This is a genomic window from Endozoicomonas sp. Z74 (assembly GCF_057680865.1).
This window is the reverse complement of the sequence record NZ_JBLYZI010000047.1, coordinates 26,240-40,893: the sequence shown is the minus strand read 5'-3', so window position 1 is coordinate 40,893 and position 14,654 is coordinate 26,240. Positions and strand designations below refer to the sequence as shown.

Here is a 14,654-nt window from a genome sequence, read left to right as displayed (position 1 = left end):
ACAAAATACCTGTCTCGTTACCTCGGGTGGAAAAGGTTTCTTAAAACTCAACTCTTCTCAGAGGAGGCTTTTTTAGATCAAGTTTCTATACATTGGGTAGAGCAACACTTAATTTGAACAGCGCCGGTCTGATCACAGTTTTTAAAACTTAAGCCCTATTAAATTACATCACTCCAATAGTCTTCTATGAACACACAATCGCCGCCTATTGATGACCAGACCATGCTGGTCAGCCGGGACAATGAAGGTCCGTCCCCCTCTGCGCTGACCAGCCAGGCCACCCCTATCCACTATGAACAGCTGGCTGACCGGATGGTGTATGCCGCCCGGCAACGGCCGGAGCAAACCCTGAATATGGGGGCCAACCCCATTGTCCAGGCGGCAGCTCCGCTGCTGACCCGGATGACTGCCCTGAGAAGCGACCGCAATGCCCTGCAACCCTCGGAATCCCTCCGGGAGGCCCTGGTCAATGATATCAAGGGCTTTGAGTACCAGGCACTCTCCCTGGGATGCGACAGCGGCGATGTCACTGCTGCACGATACTTGTTGTGTACTGCCCTGGATGAGGCGGTAAGCAGCAGCCCTGGCAACCAGGGCGACCACCCCTTTGGCAGCAGCCTGCTCAGTTCCTTCCACCAGGAAACCGATGGGGGCGAAAAGGTGTTTCAGCTGATTGAGCGGCTGACCACCAACCCGGTCCGCTATCTGGATCTGATGGAACTGGCCTACCTCTGCCTCAGTCTGGGCTTTGAAGGTAAATACCGCTTTCAAGCCCGGGGGATCACCGAACTGGAAGCGATCCGGGACAGTCTGTTCCGCCAGATCCGAACCCTCCGTGGGGATATCCGTAAAGAGCTTTCCCCCAACTGGAAAGGTTCAGCGGACCGCCCCCATAAACTGGCCCACCATGCACCGCTGGCCATCATTTCACTGATCGCGGTACTGAGCCTTGGGGTGATTTATGGTGGCTTCCGCTACGTTCTGGATCAACAATCCGAGACCGTCACAACCCTTTATGAAATAAGCGACACTGAAAGCCAGGCAACGGACAGCAATGGAGAATCCCTGTGAAAAAGAAACTGGCAACATTCTGGAAAGCCATCAACCGCCCCGCCTTCTGGACCTTTTTACTGGTGATGGTACTGGCCCTGCTGGTGTGGTTCGGCGGCCCTCAGGTGGCCGTCGCTGAAAATGCCATTCTCGCCGGTATCGCGCCCAGGGTGATTGTGATCGCTCTGATGTTCCTGATCTGGGGCGTCGCACTGGCCATCTCGTCCTGGAGAAAAACACGCCGGGAAAAAACGGAAGAAGAAATTCAGATGGCCCTGGCTTCTCAGCAGAGGAAGCAGCAGATCCGTGAGGAGCTCGCCCTGCTGGGCAAACGGCTGGACGATGCCCAGGTTACCATTCGCAGTTCTAGCCTCTATGGCCGCCGCGGCGACCGGGTCAAGTATGAGTTGCCCTGGTACCTGGTGCTTGGAGCCACTGACAGTGGCAAGAGCGCCCTGCTGCAGCACTCCGGCATTGATTTTCCCCTGGAGCAGCAGGCCCGACAGCGCATGACCCGGGATATTGGCGCCACCCGTCATTGTGACTGGTACTTTGCCAACCACGCCGTCTTTGTGGATGTGGCCGGCCGCTACTTCAACCGTGCCAACCCGGAAATTGATGTGCCCGTGTGGGAGGGCTTCCTTGACCGACTTCACAACCGGCGTCGACGTCGTCCGGTTAACGGACTGATTCTGACCCTGGACACGGGTCGTCTGATCAGCAGCCCGGAAGTGGATATAGAACAGCATGCCCGTGATATCCGGGACCGGATGCAGGATATCCGCAACCGTCTGGGCATCGATGTACCGGTTTATCTGGTGCTGACCCAGGCCGATAAACTCACCGGTTTCAACGAAACCTTTGAGGCCCTGACCACAGAGGAGCGGGAACAGGTAATGGGCGTCACCTTCCGGGAGGGGGATGATGGCACCCAGATAGACATTGTCCACCGTGAGTATGAAGAGTTGCTCCGCCGCCTCAACAGCCAGATGATCAGCCGGGTCAACAATGAGCGCGATATTCAGCGACGCAGCCGGATTCTGGAGTTTCCCCAGAGCCTGGCCAGTATCAATGAACGTCTGTCGCTGTTTATTGAGCTGGCCTTTGCCCCCACCCGGTACCACCAGGGCACCCAGCTCAGGGGCTTTTATTTTACCAGTACCCCGGCCGTCAGCGCGCAGGTGGACAGCAGCACCAGCGCTATTGGCCAGAACCTGGGGATGAGCAGCGGCCTGCTGCCTGTGCAGAGCCATCGCAGTGGCCTGTTTATCCGGCGGCTGCTGGAGGAAGTCGTTATTCCTGAGTCAGATCTGGCCGGTATTGATGCCCGCTATGAAAGCCGGGTACGCTGGACCAACCGGCTGGTATACGGCAGTGCCGCTGGTATCGTCTGCCTGGCGGGAGGCTTATGGACACAGTCGTTTATTGAGAATTCAGATCAACAGAAACAGCTGATCAGTGATTTCCAGCAATACCGGGAAGCCCGTATCAAACTGTCCCCTCTGGGAGGAGCCCGCAGCACACTGCCGGTTTTGAACACTCTTTATAATGCCACCTGGGTATACGGCCACCGGGAAAAGACCCTGCTTCCAAAGGGAATGGGGCTGGATCAGGCTGGGCGGCTCGACCCACAGGTCACCGCCACTTATCATAATGAACTGAAACAGCTCCTGCTGCCCCGTATTCTGGTGCAGCTGGAGGAACAGATCATGGCCAACCTGGACAACCGGGACTTTCTGTTCCAGTCGCTCCGTGCCTACCTGATGCTTCAGGAGCAACAGCACCTGGACCGGGAGTACCTGCAAAACTGGCTGGCTCTGGACTGGTCCTATCGCTACAGCGGCGACAGCCAGGTACAAAAGGCACTGGTTGAGCACTTTCAGCGCCTCCTGGAAAGTGGCTTTGAGCCTGCTGTACTGAACCAGCAGATCGTCGACAAGGCCCGCCATGAGCTGCGCAAAGAGTCAGTGGCCTCCCTGGTTTACCGGAATATCAAGGAAGATACTTTTGGTCAGGAGCTTGAACCGTTCCGGTTCAACTCCGTGCTGAGCCCCCAGTACCGTATTTTCAATGGAGCAGACTTTTCCATACCCGGACTCTACACCCAGAGGGGCTACCAGGATGTGTTCCTGCCCCAGGGGCTTGACCGCATCCGTTCGGAAGTGAAGCAGAACTGGGTGCTTGGCACCTCCGCCAGCCTCAGCGAACTGGAACTCCGTAAGCTCTATGGCCAGGTAGAGGATATGTATTTCAGGGACTATGCCGAGTACTGGAGCACTGCGGTAGGAAAACTGTCCATCACCACGCCTGATAATCTGACCGAAGCCGCACGACAGCTTGCTGGTATCACCTCCGGTGCCGAACCCGTGATCCGGATTCTTTCCACCATAAGGGAAAACACCACCTTCCTGGACCAGACCCAGCTCGCCGAAGATGGGGTTGAAAAAGCCGCCTCCAAGCTTCAGGGGAAGAAAGGCAAACTGGCGAAAGTTGCTGCCGGTGGTATGTCAGCGGCTATGGCCAAGCTTGACAATTCCACCGCCCGTCAGGCCATTTCCCGACGCTTCCACAGCCTGAACCTGCTGCTGCCTGATGGGGAAGGTATTGCCGTGGTGCTTCAGGATATGAATGTGGCGGTCAATGATCTCCATGGCAGTCTCTCCGCCATTCTCAACGCTTCTGATTCCGGAGAGGCGGGGTACCGTTTCACCCGGTCTCATATGAAAGGAGCCAATGAGCCGCTCAATGCCCTGAAAAACGCCGCCAGCCGTCTGCCCCAACCGGTTCAGTCCTGGCTACAAACCCTTGGCGACAATACGTGGGCCCTCAGCCTGAAAGCGACGCGCAGCTATATTGCCCGCCGTTATTCCGAGGATGTCCTGCCCGTCTACCGTCGTAAAATTGCCAATCGTTACCCTTTTGCAAGCACTGACAGCGAAATTGCCCTGGCGGATTTCAATGCCTTCTTCAGGGGCGATGGCCAGTTACAGGTGTTCTGGGATGAGGTGTTAAGCCCCTTTGCCCGCCTTCGCAATGGCAAAGTGGTGGAGCATGTCACCGATGGTCTCTCCATCCATCTGTCCACTTCACTGAAGGACACTTTCCAGCAGGCTCACCGTATTCAGCAGGCTTTCTTCAGTGGGGACAGCAGCAGGGCAACAGCCAGTTTCAATCTGGAACCCTATGAGCTGGACAACAGCGTTATTCAGGTGCAGTTCCGCTCTGGTCCACAGTCCCTGGGCTATGAACATGGCCCTGTTGAACGCAAAGCCTTCCAATGGCCCGTGGAAGGGGCTGAACAGTATGCCAGCCTTGAAATGAAAGACCTTAGCCGTGTGAATCGGACAATGTATGAATTTTCCGGCGCCTGGTCCCTGTTCCGTCTGCTGGATCAGTTTGTTATCAGCCAGTTCCAGGGTGAGCGGGTTCTGAAACTTCATCAGGGGGGAAGCCAGGCACCCGAGGTGCAATTCCTTCTAACCGCCGAATCGGCCAACAACCCCTTTGACCGCCAACTGCTGGATGGATTCAGGCTGCCAGAAACTTTATGAACGATCCAGAAAACCTTCAATGCCACTCTTTTGCCCGGACGGATCTGGGCAAAATCAGAACCACCAACGAAGACTGCTACCTGAATGCCAAAACCTCTGCGCTCTGGGCAGTTGCAGATGGCATGGGTGGCCATGGCCGGGGCGACCTGGCCAGCCGCATGGTCATTGAGGGACTGATGGATCAGTCTCAGCCAGCTCTCCTGGCCCAGCGGGTCAAGGGTATTTCCGAGGCCCTGGGGAAAGTTCACAACCAGTTAAGCCAGGAAATGACCCTTGTTAAAGGTCTACTGCCGGGCAGCACCGTGGTGGCTGTCTGCCGCCAGGGTCGACAAGCCGTGTGCCTGTGGGCTGGCGACAGCCGTTGCTATTTATGGCGCCGGGGCAAACTGTACTGTCTGACCCGGGATCATACCCAGGCCAGACAGTGGATCGAGCAGGGCGTACTTTGTGAAACCCGGGCCGCCAGCCTGCCCGGTGGCCAGAGGCTGACCCGGGCCATTGGTGGCGGAGGACGGCTGGCACTGGAGCAAACCGCATTCACCCTGTCCAGTGGTGACCGGCTTCTGATGTGCACCGACGGGCTGTTTCGGGAGCTTGCTCCCGAGCAGCTGGCGGAAGGCCTTAATGCCCCCTCCGCACGACAAGCGGTTGACCGCCTGGTGGACCGTTCCCTGGCTGGAAAAGCATCGGACAACATAACGGCTCTGGCCGTTTACTTTCAGTAAACCATTTCCATGGAGAGTGTTATGCAACAGGGAGAGCAGCCCCTTGTCCCCGACTCAGCCATCAGCGATGTTCAGTCCCCCATGCCGGGTCAGCCTGAATTATTGCAGCAAAGGTATTCCATTGAACGAATCCTGGGGGTCGGTGGCATGGGCGTGGTCTATCGGGCCCGCGACGCTCTCCAGGAAACCCTCAGTGGGCAGAAAAAGACAGTGGCCATCAAAATGGTCAGCAGTCAGCTGGAAGGCTATCCCGATGCTGACCGGCTGCTATTTGGTGAGTACCAGATCAGCGAGCGTTTACATCACCCGGGCCTGGTCCGGGTGCGTCACTTTGACATTGATCAGTCCCAGCAAAAGCCCTTTATAGTTATGGATGAAATCCGGGGGCAGTCCCTGGACAGCATGATTAACAGCGGCCTTCCGGGCTCCAGACTTTCAGCCCAGAAGGCCCTGGATCTGTCCGTCCAGCTGGTGGTGGCGGTGTTACACTGCCATACCTGCGGGGTGATTCATGCGGATATCAAACCCGGCAACCTGATCATCAAAGCCAATGGTCGACTGGTGTTGTTTGATTTTGGCATATCCACCAGTACCAGTACCCGTATCAACACCCTTGAACATTGCAACATTCAGGCCTGGAGCAGCCGATATGCGGCTCCGGAGCTTTTTACCGGCAGCGCCCCCAGTCTGATGTCCGACCAGTTTTCAACCTGTGCCCTGGTATACCAGCTGCTTAAGGGCAACCATCCATTTGAGAAGGACCGCTCTGACAGCGCAGACCTTTCTGACATTCCTCCTCTGTTTCCGGCTACCCATGAACTTTCAGATCTATTGCTGCAGGGAATGTCGCTGAACCCCGCAGACAGGCCCTCTTCCCTTCGCCCCCTTCTGAACGCCCTGAGAGCCATTGATACCGACCAGCTCCAGGCCCTGCAAACCAGCAAACCCTCCCGCTCCTGGTTTTTCTTCAAGGTGAAACCCTGAGCCGGGTTTATTGCATCAGCTGGGCACCTGGGTTTATCTCACCGCATCCCATATCGACCGTTAGTGTGTTGGGGGGGTATTCTCACCTTCCTTAGATAAGGTCTGAACTATTTTTTACTTCAGGTCGGCACTTACTCTTCATTATGGTAAAGTTCCAAACACTCTTTTACCGTCAGGCGTTTTTCTGGATCAAGTTCTAATAGTTTTCCGGTAGTCTGTTGCATAGGTACGGGGAGCTTACTAACAAGCTCATCGGTACATTTCTTGAACCTCAACTCTGCATCTTTTGATTCCGCCAAAAAACCGCATTTTTCATAAGATTTCCGTAATTTATCCATTGCATTTTTAAAACCACTGAATTTAGATGGATCAGAAAACATTTCAAGCAAAAGATACCCTGTTGCCCAAGCATCCGCTTTATAACCATCAACACTACAATCGACTTTTATGCCAAGTTTAGTTTCCAAAGGCCCTCTTGGCCCATAACCAGATATGGGTAGTGTTTCATGAGAGTGACCAATCCGGGAAAATCCAAAGTCAATCAGAAAAGGTTCAAATACCTCATCCAAAAGAACATTATCGGATTTTATATCTAAATGAACAACATTCCTTGTTTGAAGGTACGCGACAGCATCAAGAATCTTACCTGCAATTTCAACTTTTCAATGTTGCTTAGCTCCCCTTTTTTAATACTATCCATTAATGTAGTTTTTTTGACATTGGTTATTAGAGAACATTCCATTTTTTTGAGCTCAACTAACTCAAAGTCTTCTTCATCACTAGGGGTGCTTGCTACTGCAAAGGTATTTTCATCATTTTCTAAAGATGGGTGATTTTTTATTATATTTTTATGATCCAATATCGACAGGACATTACGTTCATTATCTGCTTGATAAGAACTTGAATGAAGTTTAAAGGCATGTCGCTCTGTGGCTCCTTCAGCAATCGCAACATCACTTTCAAACCCTGAACCAAGCTTCTGGGATAAGTAGAGCGCATTATGATTACGGGCCGCCTGATGATATTCTGACTGTATCTTTCGCTCTTTTAATGATTTACTTACCTCAGCAATATCCGAGCTAAGTGTAAATTTATTTGACCCCAGATAACTGTTAACCTGACCGCAAAACCGCTCTTTTGCATCATCATAAATATGGTCATCATCTTCGTGCCCTTTCACTGAAACCAGCCTTCCCCTCTTGGTTATGGCTAGATCTCCAAGAGTCTCGCATTGGCCAGAATCTACAAATCCATCAATCTTTTCAATATATGAAGTGATATTTGCAGAGTTCATTTTCAGCATGACCTTTAGAATCGGGTATCTATTGTTCTCTTTCGGCCATAGCGGTCTGTGCTTTATCCGGATGTTACATAGCTGACTCAAAGAATGTCAGTTCTGATCCATCTTCTTCATCCCTGAATGAAAATTAAAATCCAGACCAGGTCACCTGGCCGAAGGAAAAGCTACGAACCTTTGAAATTAAACCCCTCAAAAAACAACAAAATCTTTAAAAGACAAACAGTTAAATTCTGTTATTTGCCAAAGCCCGTGAACCACGGCTTTGCAGAAAAAAGTAAGAAAAACAGGCAAAATAACTAAAAAAACGGAAGGCCACAAACCAAAGCATTCTGCCGCTAACCATTTGAACAGAGGCCATATAAACGACAAAACCCTTACGACAGGTATCGCAAGGGTTTGAAGAGATGGCGGACCGGACGGGACTCGAACCCGCGACCTCCGGCGTGACAGGCCGGCATTCTAACCAACTGAACTACCGGTCCGCTGATAACATCAATACAGAACATTGATGGTCACGCGCTTTTGCATAATGTTTCCAACTGTCATGCAAAAGAAATGGTGGGTGATGACGGGATCGAACCGCCGACCCTCTGCTTGTAAGGCAGATGCTCTCCCAGCTGAGCTAATCACCCTGAACTTTCTTAAAAACCCCTTTCCAAATACTGTTACCCGAAAAGAGTGGCGGACCGGACGGGACTCGAACCCGCGACCTCCGGCGTGACAGGCCGGCATTCTAACCAACTGAACTACCGGTCCGCTGATAACATCAACACAGAATACTGATGGTCACGCGCTTTTACATAACCTTTTCAGCGGTCATGCAAAAGTGTATTGGTGGGTGATGACGGGATCGAACCGCCGACCCTCTGCTTGTAAGGCAGATGCTCTCCCAGCTGAGCTAATCACCCTGAACTCTCTTAAAAACCCCTTTCCAGATACTGTTACCCGAAAAGAGTGGCGGACCGGACGGGACTCGAACCCGCGACCTCCGGCGTGACAGGCCGGCATTCTAACCAACTGAACTACCGGTCCGCTGATAGCATCAATACAGAATATTGATGGTCACGCGCTTTTACATAACGCTTCAGCGGTCATGCAAAAGAAATGGTGGGTGATGACGGGATCGAACCGCCGACCCTCTGCTTGTAAGGCAGATGCTCTCCCAGCTGAGCTAATCACCCTGAACCTGTTTGTCGCAGAACCTTGCCTGATCACCTACCTGAAAGCAAGTGGCGGACCGGACGGGACTCGAACCCGCGACCTCCGGCGTGACAGGCCGGCATTCTAACCAACTGAACTACCGGTCCGCAGCAAAACGCTTTTCTGCAACACTGTCTCTAACGACAGCGGACGAAGACTTTACCAGAACTTCCCCCAAGATCAACCTGTGGTATACCCTGACAGATCAATCATTCAATCCTCCACCACAACCCTTTACAGCAATTTTTACCGCAGGAATTGTCAATGAAGTGGCGGACCGGACGGGACTCGAACCCGCGACCTCCGGCGTGACAGGCCGGCATTCTAACCAACTGAACTACCGGTCCGCTGATAACATCAACACTGAATATTGATGGTCACGCACTTTTACATAACGCTTCAGCGGTCATGTAAAAGAAATGGTGGGTGATGACGGGATCGAACCGCCGACCCTCTGCTTGTAAGGCAGATGCTCTCCCAGCTGAGCTAATCACCCAAATGCTTAATAAAAGAACTATTTTGCGGAAACCATTCCAGAAAGTAGTCCGTTATGAAAGCCGTTGTTGGCGGGCAGCGCCCCTCTCAACAACGCGGCGAATTATAAGCAGCTAACCTGTTGATACGCAACCGTTATTAAAGACTTTTTTTCCGGCCGCTCCTCTTTTGCAAAGCAGGTCTGCTACCATGGCACTTCATTATCAGGATTCAGGAATGACCATGTGGTTCAAGAACCTTATTTTTTACCGGTTTACCCAGGCTTTTGAGCTTAAGGCTGAGGAACTGGAAGAAAAGCTGGTACAGAAGCGCTTTCGGAGCTGTGGCAGCCAGGACATGAGTACTTACGGATGGGTGCCTCCCCTTGGCAAGCATGGAGACCTTCTGACCCACAGCACCAATGGTTTTGTCATGGTCACCGCCTGCAAGGAAGAGAAGGTATTACCCGCCAGCGTGATCAAGGATGTCCTGGAAGAAAAGGTAGAGCAGATTGAGCAGGAACAGGACCGCCAGGTATTCAGCAAAGAGAAGAAGGCATTAAAAGACGATGTTCTGATGGAGCTGCTCCCCAGGGCATTCACCCGCAGTCAGAAGACCAGTGCCTATATCGACCCCACTGAGGGCTGGATGGTGGTGGATGCCTCCTCCTTCAAGAAAGCGGAAGAACTGACCAGCTGCCTGCGGGAATGCCTTGGCAGCCTTCCCATTGTTAATACCCCCCTCAAGAACATGCCTTCCTTCAGCATGACCCGCTGGCTGTCCCGGGAAACCCCTCTCCCCCCCTGCCTGGTCCTTGGGGAAGAATGTGAACTGCGCGAGCCCGGCGATGAGGGAGGCCAGGTTAAAGTAAGCAAGCAGGAACTGTCCGGTGAAGAGGTGGATGTTCACCTGGCGGCAGGCAAGCAGGTCAGCAAAATGGCACTGGTCTGGGACGAGGCCCTGAGCTTTGTTCTGGGAGATGACCTGGTCATCCGTAAATTGAAGTTTACCGAAGTGATTCAGGATCAGCTGGATGAAATTGAGGCGGACAGCGCTGCCGAGCAGTTTGATGCTGACTTTTCCGTCATGACGCTCACCCTTCAGAAAATGATCCGGGATCTGGTGGAGTGCCTGGGCGGGATGAGCGAGGAAAATGAAGAACAACGTAAAACCGTGGCCAGCCTTTCCGTAGACCTTCCGGAAAAAGCCGAAGCCTGACCCTCCCTGTTGAGCGCGGCGCCCTTTAACCTGCGCCGCTCTTTACTCAACTTCTACTCGCCATCAATCAGTGCATCAGGCCAAACAGCTTGCTCCGATACCTCTTGGCCACCGGGTTGCCTGGACCCAGCTGATCAAAAATCTTCAGCATCAGCAGCCTTGCACCGTCTTCACGGAACTGGCGGTCCCGGCGGACAATGATCAACAGATGATCCAGAGCCTCTTCCGACGCATCGGCAATGACCATTCGAATGGCCAGCTGGTAACGGGCTTCATGGTCATTGTCATCGCTCTTCAACCTGGCCTCCAGCTCATCACGGGCCGGGGCATCCGCCACCATTTCATAAAACGCGAGCTTTGCTTTTGGCTGGGCAATACCTTCAGCATCATCCGGCAGCGCAGACATCAGCTGCCGGGCATCATCGATACGGCCCAGCTCCAGCAGCAAGTTCACCTGCAACACCTGGAGCCCATGATTCTCCGGCTCTTCCAGCAGAATTTGCTGAACCATGGCCAGGGCCTGCTGAATATCACCCCCGGCAATGAGCGCATCCACCTGCTGGCGAATGATGTCCGCAGGACTCATGGTGAGGGGGTCCAGAACCGCCCGCAAAGCCTCCTCCGTCTGGGGGCCACTGAACACCTGGGCAGGGCGACCCTGGTGCAGAATCACCTGCCCCGGTAATGCACTGACCCTCAGTTGACTGACCAGCTGCTGAGCCAGCATTTGCTCAACCTCTGCATCCAGTTTCGCCAGTACCAGTTTGCCCTGATACGAGGTCGTCAGCGCTTCCAGAGTCGACAACTGCTCAGAGCAGGCCGGGTCACTGCCCATCCCTATATATAGAAGCACCGGCTTTTCAGTAGAAAGCTGCAGTATCTCCTGGATATTACTCTCCGTCACATCCATCACACTGCTCTGGTCACTCATCACTGCGCTCATGATCAATACTCTATTGTTTGAACTTTGCTTGAAGTCGTCTCGTCATCAATGGACGAAACTTTAATACAAAGTTGGAATTAACGGCACCCTGAATACCCACTGACCGGCAAATTACCCAGCCACCAGGATTTACCCACAGTTTCTGTGGATAAGTTTGTGGAAGACTGTCACCAACCGGTCACAAAGACCGATGATTCCTACCCCTTTATCAAACTGGTTATTTTTTAATCTATTTTTTTGTCTTATATTTCAATGGGTTGCGATAAGTACTTAAAAAATCAGGCACTTATAAAGTCCAAAAAAAATACACGTCAATCGCTTGACATTTGTGTATAAAAAAAATTAGCGCCCCGGGGAACAGCCCCTTACTCCCCCTGAAAAGGGCAATTCACGCCCTTTTCCCTAATAACTATCAGTTATTAAAGAAAAGATTGATTTTTTGACCCGATACCTCTGGCAAGCCTGGATTCCTGCCAAATGAAAAACAGGCGATTTACTGCCTGCCCACTACATCAGGAATGGGACATTTGCTATGATGCCGCCTCAGGCAACCGGGCGCCACTGCCTTGCAGTTATAACACTTCTAACAGTCACTGCAGAGCGGGCTCCCACTAAAACACATGTCCAATCATCCACTCAAACAGGTTAGTTGCAATGAGTCTTGCTGATAAGGTATTGGCCGTTAACAACGATCTTCCCATACGGACTGACCAGAGCATCCACTCTGGTAAAGTTCGCTCCGTGTACTGGCTGACAGAGTCCGACAGTCGGAGGCTGATACAGGAAAAAGGCTATGACGTCGCCCCTGACGCCCCTCTGGCCATCATGGTCATTTCAGACCGTATCAGCGCCTTTGACTGCCTCTGGCACGGGGAAGGGGGAATGAACGGGGTACCTGGCAAAGGTGCCGCCCTCAATGCCATTTCAAACCACTGGTTCAAACTGTTCCGGGAGCAGGGGCTGGCGGACAGCCATATTCTGGATATCCCCCACCCCTTCGTCTGGATTGTCCAGAAAGCCCGCCCGGTGATGATTGAAGCCATTGGTCGTCAATACATTACCGGCTCCATGTGGCGTTCCTACAGCAAGGGAGAGCGTGAGTTCTGCGGTATCCAGATTCCAGACGGCCTGGAAAAAGACCAGAAGCTTCCGGAGCTTCTGATTACGCCCTCTACCAAAGGCATCCTGAAAAATATTCCCGGTGTTCCGGAAGTGGATGACGTCAACATTACCCGCCAGAACATTGAAGACCACTTCAAGTCCTTCAACTTCAACAGCCTGGATGATATTTCCCGTTACGAAATGCTGCTGAAAGAAGGATTTGAGGTTATCAGCACGGCCCTGGCCAAACTGGACCAGATTTTCGTGGACACTAAATTTGAGTTTGGTTACGTGACCGACGCCAGTGGCCAGGAAAAACTGATTTATATGGATGAGGTTGGCACACCAGACTCCTCCCGGATCTGGGACGGTCCCGCCTACCGGAAAGGCCAGGTAGTGGAAAACTCCAAGGAGGCTTTCCGGCAGCTGTTGCTGAACCATTTCCCTGACCCTGACGTTCTGCTGAACAAGGACCGTATGGATGAGCGTGACCGGCTGGCCAGAGAGAACCCTCTGCCCGAAAGCGTCCTGATGGAAGTCTCCCGCACCTACATTGATATCGCAGAAAAGATCACTGGTGAAACCCTGACCCTGTCAGAAAACCCCAAAGCCGAGATCATTGAAGTGTTAAAGCGGGACTATGGACTGATTGACTGAACACCCCTGAAATCGCCATAGATAAAGGAAGGCAGCCGGTTCACTCACAAGTGAACCGGCTGTATAAAGATTTACATATTTTCCTGGATCAGCTTCAACAGCTTTTCACTGACATCCGCCGGTGCAGAAGTGTTCACATTTTCCTCTACCGACAGCTGAACCACTTCTGAATAGTTGCTGACCCTGACGCTCAGAGTTTCTGCCGGATCGGAAACCTCACTCTTCTTGTCATCCTCTCCACCAAACAGCCCGGACCAGAAGCCTTTCTCCTCTTCCTCCTGATTCACCTGCTGAAGGTCTTTGGCCACGTAGAAAAGCCCTGCAGAACGATTCCGGTCAATCACCTTCAACCCTGCCTTGTCGAGCGCAGAAGAAACCGCCGCCCAGGCACGGGCAAAGGAAAGGTCACGAATGGTCAGTATTGGGTTACCGTTGCCGTCTTTACTCAATTCAGTCAAAGAGCCCACATCCAGATCCTGCGCCAACAGAGAAACGGAGGACCGGGTTTCGCTTCGGGCGAGGAACACCAGCAACTCTCCCAGCATGCCACTGGTCAGGCGCTGGCTGCGAGCCTCCAGGTTGTTCCATTGCTCAGGTTCCGGCGCAGGCGCCTTTCCTGCTTTGGTGACAGGCCTTCCCTTGTGGGAGATATGCACTTCGGCAGTGTCCGCCTTTATGCCGTTTCGCACTTCAAATCGGAAACGGTCCTCCATGGGGTCAAGGTCATCGACCCCCACCAGCTTACCAATGGTGCGGTACATAAGGCCGTGCTCTTTATCTTCACCAAAATCATTCCATTCGGTTTCAATAATGCCCGTCCGCGGGTTTTTGGTCACAGCCACCACACCCAGCTCTTCAAGATAAGCCAGGATACCGGGCCAGACTTCCGCAGGACTCTTGGCCACCTGCAGCCATTCGTTGGAGCCATCTCTCTCCAGAGAGTAACTGTTGCCTTCTTTCATCATCAGACGCTGGGAAGGCCGGGGGATTTCAAAATCCCTGGAAAGCGGTTGATACTGTTGGCCGGTTTCCGGAATCACCAGAATATCCCCAATCTCCTTGGCATTTGTGCCTTCGGGCAGCTTGATCGGTTCTGCAGTCTCAGCCGTGGTGTAGTCTCCCGACTTGTCGCGCAGATACCCCTCCTGGCCGAAAGGATTGGCACAGCCTGCCAGAGAAACAGCACCGATCAGAACAGACAGGCTTAAGAGAGTGCGCCTCATACTTTCTATGCTCCTTAGATTTACCTTGGCCGTCGCCTTCATCATCATCGCTTCATTCTCTACAAAAAAGCGCATTCGAAGTCCGGCTGACGCCCTTCCCCGAAGTTCCGACAGCCATCCAGCCACCATGGCCTTGAATAGCTTAACATTGAAAATGCAGCACACCCATGAGATTCATCAGACAGATGGCTGAATTTATGCCTTTAGGCCCTGTGGGTCTTTAGGCCC

General features: G+C 52.8%; 10 protein-coding genes and 9 tRNA genes. 6 read left to right on the top strand and 13 right to left on the bottom strand.

Annotated features, from left to right (window positions below; genetic code table 11):
• The first annotated feature begins 186 nt into the window (after positions 1-186).
• Genes icmH through ACNRUY_RS14445 form a run of 4 tightly spaced genes read left to right on the top strand, consistent with a single transcriptional unit; the run spans position 187 to position 6,310 of the window.
• Entirely contained in the window at positions 187-1,071 is an 885-nt protein-coding gene (gene icmH / locus ACNRUY_RS14460) for a type IVB secretion system protein IcmH/DotU (RefSeq protein ID WP_488112344.1), read from the top strand.
• Positions 1,068-4,601, top strand: coding sequence for a type VI secretion system membrane subunit TssM (tssM, locus tag ACNRUY_RS14455; protein ID WP_488112343.1), 3,534 nt, complete (start codon positions 1,068-1,070; stop codon positions 4,599-4,601). The genes icmH and tssM overlap by 4 nt, the downstream gene beginning before the upstream one ends.
• Positions 4,598-5,326, top strand: a complete 729-nt coding sequence (locus ACNRUY_RS14450) for a PP2C family protein-serine/threonine phosphatase (protein WP_488112342.1) — start codon at positions 4,598-4,600, stop codon at positions 5,324-5,326. The genes tssM and ACNRUY_RS14450 overlap by 4 nt, the downstream gene beginning before the upstream one ends.
• 9 nt (positions 5,327-5,335) lie before the next feature.
• Positions 5,336-6,310 carry a serine/threonine-protein kinase gene (locus ACNRUY_RS14445; RefSeq protein WP_488112341.1) on the top strand — a complete coding sequence of 325 codons (975 nt, stop codon included), beginning with the start codon at positions 5,336-5,338 and terminating at the stop codon, positions 6,308-6,310.
• Between the two features lie 131 nt (positions 6,311-6,441).
• Here ACNRUY_RS14445 and ACNRUY_RS14440 read toward each other — a convergent pair whose 3' ends face one another.
• From ACNRUY_RS14440 to ACNRUY_RS14390, 11 genes are all read right to left on the bottom strand, one after another.
• Positions 6,442-6,951, bottom strand: a complete 510-nt coding sequence (locus ACNRUY_RS14440; RefSeq protein WP_488112346.1) for a protein kinase domain-containing protein — start codon at positions 6,949-6,951, stop codon at positions 6,442-6,444.
• Positions 6,903-7,604 (bottom strand): hypothetical protein, encoded by a 702-nt coding sequence (locus ACNRUY_RS14435; RefSeq protein WP_488112340.1) that lies wholly within the window; start codon positions 7,602-7,604, stop codon positions 6,903-6,905. The genes ACNRUY_RS14440 and ACNRUY_RS14435 overlap by 49 nt, the downstream gene beginning before the upstream one ends.
• A gap of 411 nt (positions 7,605-8,015) precedes the next feature.
• Positions 8,016-8,092: transfer RNA gene (locus ACNRUY_RS14430), tRNA-Asp, on the bottom strand.
• 74 nt (positions 8,093-8,166) lie between these two features.
• Positions 8,167-8,242: transfer RNA gene (locus ACNRUY_RS14425), tRNA-Val, on the bottom strand.
• A gap of 47 nt (positions 8,243-8,289) precedes the next feature.
• Positions 8,290-8,366: transfer RNA gene (locus ACNRUY_RS14420), tRNA-Asp, on the bottom strand.
• A 76-nt stretch (positions 8,367-8,442) separates the two neighbouring features.
• Positions 8,443-8,518: transfer RNA gene (locus ACNRUY_RS14415), tRNA-Val, on the bottom strand.
• A gap of 47 nt (positions 8,519-8,565) precedes the next feature.
• A tRNA-Asp gene (locus tag ACNRUY_RS14410) sits at positions 8,566-8,642 on the bottom strand.
• Between the two features lie 73 nt (positions 8,643-8,715).
• Positions 8,716-8,791, bottom strand: a tRNA-Val gene (locus ACNRUY_RS14405).
• A gap of 49 nt (positions 8,792-8,840) precedes the next feature.
• Positions 8,841-8,917, bottom strand: a tRNA-Asp gene (locus tag ACNRUY_RS14400).
• 163 nt (positions 8,918-9,080) lie between these two features.
• A tRNA-Asp gene (locus ACNRUY_RS14395) sits at positions 9,081-9,157 on the bottom strand.
• A 73-nt stretch (positions 9,158-9,230) separates the two neighbouring features.
• Positions 9,231-9,306 (bottom strand) — tRNA-Val (locus tag ACNRUY_RS14390).
• Between the two features lie 188 nt (positions 9,307-9,494).
• Between ACNRUY_RS14390 and rdgC the strand changes: the two genes are divergently transcribed.
• A complete protein-coding gene (gene rdgC, locus ACNRUY_RS14385) occupies positions 9,495-10,502 on the top strand; it encodes a recombination-associated protein RdgC (protein ID WP_488112339.1) in 1,008 nt (335 codons plus the stop codon).
• A 67-nt stretch (positions 10,503-10,569) separates the two neighbouring features.
• On the opposite strand, the gene ACNRUY_RS14380 is transcribed toward rdgC, so the two are convergent.
• Positions 10,570-11,445 carry a co-chaperone YbbN gene (locus ACNRUY_RS14380; protein WP_488112338.1) on the bottom strand — a complete coding sequence of 292 codons (876 nt, stop codon included), beginning with the start codon at positions 11,443-11,445 and terminating at the stop codon, positions 10,570-10,572.
• A 654-nt stretch (positions 11,446-12,099) separates the two neighbouring features.
• On the opposite strand from ACNRUY_RS14380, the gene ACNRUY_RS14375 reads away from it, so the two are divergent.
• Positions 12,100-13,203 (top strand): phosphoribosylaminoimidazolesuccinocarboxamide synthase, encoded by a 1,104-nt coding sequence (locus tag ACNRUY_RS14375; protein ID WP_488112337.1) that lies wholly within the window; start codon positions 12,100-12,102, stop codon positions 13,201-13,203.
• A 71-nt stretch (positions 13,204-13,274) separates the two neighbouring features.
• On the opposite strand, the gene bamC is transcribed toward ACNRUY_RS14375, so the two are convergent.
• Positions 13,275-14,426, bottom strand: a complete 1,152-nt coding sequence (gene bamC / locus ACNRUY_RS14370; RefSeq protein WP_488112336.1) for an NlpB/DapX family lipoprotein — start codon at positions 14,424-14,426, stop codon at positions 13,275-13,277.
• Between the last annotated feature and the right edge of the window lie 228 nt (positions 14,427-14,654).

Coding starts and splice junctions, on each gene's coding strand:
- icmH (WP_488112344.1), top strand. CDS start 187: ATGAACACACAATCGCCGCCTATTGATGACCAGACCATGCTGGTCAGC.
- ACNRUY_RS14450 (WP_488112342.1), top strand. CDS start 4,598: ATGAACGATCCAGAAAACCTTCAATGCCACTCTTTTGCCCGGACGGAT.
- ACNRUY_RS14445 (WP_488112341.1), top strand. CDS start 5,336: ATGGAGAGTGTTATGCAACAGGGAGAGCAGCCCCTTGTCCCCGACTCA.
- ACNRUY_RS14435 (WP_488112340.1), bottom strand. CDS start 7,604: ATGAACTCTGCAAATATCACTTCATATATTGAAAAGATTGATGGATTT.
- rdgC (WP_488112339.1), top strand. CDS start 9,495: ATGGCACTTCATTATCAGGATTCAGGAATGACCATGTGGTTCAAGAAC.
- ACNRUY_RS14380 (WP_488112338.1), bottom strand. CDS start 11,445: ATGAGCGCAGTGATGAGTGACCAGAGCAGTGTGATGGATGTGACGGAG.
- ACNRUY_RS14375 (WP_488112337.1), top strand. CDS start 12,100: ATGAGTCTTGCTGATAAGGTATTGGCCGTTAACAACGATCTTCCCATA.
- bamC (WP_488112336.1), bottom strand. CDS start 14,426: ATGAGGCGCACTCTCTTAAGCCTGTCTGTTCTGATCGGTGCTGTTTCT.